Origin of the sequence: Pseudactinotalea sp. (assembly GCF_048594945.1) — a bacterium.
In the GTDB taxonomy this organism is placed as follows: Bacteria; Actinomycetota; Actinomycetes; order Actinomycetales; family Beutenbergiaceae; genus Pseudactinotalea.
Window position 1 is genome coordinate 1 of the sequence record NZ_JBMDXJ010000483.1, and the last position, 1,541, is coordinate 1,541.

Genomic DNA, 1,541 nt, shown 5'->3' on the forward strand with positions numbered 1-1,541 from the left:
GGCTGGAAGCCGTGTGGGACCTGGCGAAACGGGGTCTCGGGTCGTCGCGCTCCACGGCCGACTCTAGACTCGGCGCGGCAGTCACGGAACCAACGAGACGAAGTCGAACACCCCTGACCGCCAAGCAAATAGACGCGATTCTGAAGCGCCCTGAGTTTCGTTCCGTGGTTAGACGGGCGCGGGCGCGGTCGTCTTTGGTTGAGTGTAGGACGCTTCGATTTCGGCCGGGGTGCGGTAGCCGAGTGCCTCGTGGAGGCGCTTCGTGTTCCACCAGTTAACCCAGTCCAGAGTCGCGATTTCGACCGCGGTGACGGTCGGCCAGGTGCGGTGGCGATGGATGAGTTCGGCCTTGTAGAGACCGTTGACGGTCTCGGCGAGGGCGTTGTCGTAACTGTCGCCGACGGTGCCGACGGATGCTTTGACTCCGGCGGTGATCAGCGCGTCCGAGTACGCCAACGAGACGTACTGACTGCCGCGGTCGCTGTGATGGACCAGGCCGCTGCCGGAGGCCTCGGCGCGGGTGCTCAGCAGCGCGTGCTCGAGAGCCTGCAGCGGCAGTGCCTCGGTGTGGAGGCTGGCCGCGACGGCCCAGCCGACAATCCGACGGGTGCAGACGTCCGTGATGAACGCGGTATAGCAGAACCCGGTTGGCATGCGAACGTAGGTAATGTCCGCGACCCAGAGCTGGTTCGGCCCAAGCGCAGTGAAGTCCCGTTCAACCAGGTCAGGACGACGATCGGACACTCCCGAGGGGGTAGTCGTGAGCGCTTTGCGGCCACGGCGAACCCCTTTCAGGCCAACTACTTTCATCAACCGAGCAGTCTGGTCCCGGCCGATGTCCCAACCGGCCCGGCGCATCGCCTGGTGCATCTTGCGATACCCGTGGACGCCGTAGTTCTCGGCGTGGATCCTTCGGATCTCACCAACTAGCACCTCGTCGCGGATGGCCCGGGCAGAGCTTGGGCGCTGCTTCGCGGCTCGATAGCCGCGGGAGGTGAGGAACCCACAGTCTGTCGCGCTGAGCACGCGGCAGATGGCCTCGACCCCGAACTGATCACGGTGCACGTCGATGAACCGGATCATTTCGTTGTGGGGCGGTCGAGCTCCGCTGCGAAAAACGCTGATGCCTTCTTCAGGATCTCGTTCGCACGGCGCGCCTCGGCAAGCTCGCGCCGTAGCCGGCGGTTCTCCTCCTCGAGCGAATCTTGCGGGCGGGACGTTCCTTCGGCGGGGCCGTAGCGATTGCACCAGATCCGCAGAGTCTCCTCGCCGACGCCGAGCTGAGGCGCGACGGCACGGATCGACTGCGCTCTGGGACCACCTTCGAGGGCGTGCCGGTCGTAGACCATGCGGACCGCACGATCACGGAGCTCTGGACTGAACTTCTTGGGCATGTTCCGATTCTCCTTCGGGAGAGACTCGGAACGGAACCCAGGGCGCTTCAGAGAGGCCACTTGCACCGAGTGTGGTCCCGGCCGTATTCGCAAAGTGGAGGATCGAATTGACTCACGAGATCGCAGCGAAGCCCGGTTGCGACCCAT

1 protein-coding gene and 1 other annotated feature are annotated in these 1,541 nt (G+C 64.6%); the gene reads right to left on the minus strand.

The genetic code is table 11. The annotated features are described in order from the left end of the window. Positions 1-168 precede the first annotated feature (168 nt). A protein-coding gene (locus ACOJSN_RS21760) for an IS3 family transposase (RefSeq protein ID WP_420114577.1) occupies positions 169-1,394 on the minus strand; the annotation gives its coding sequence in 2 pieces (ribosomal slippage) (positions 169-1,112 and positions 1,112-1,394; 1,227 coding nt in all). Then, positions 998-1,122 (minus strand) — a sequence feature (AL1L pseudoknot). Its footprint overlaps the gene before it by 125 nt. Positions 1,395-1,541 lie beyond the last annotated feature (147 nt).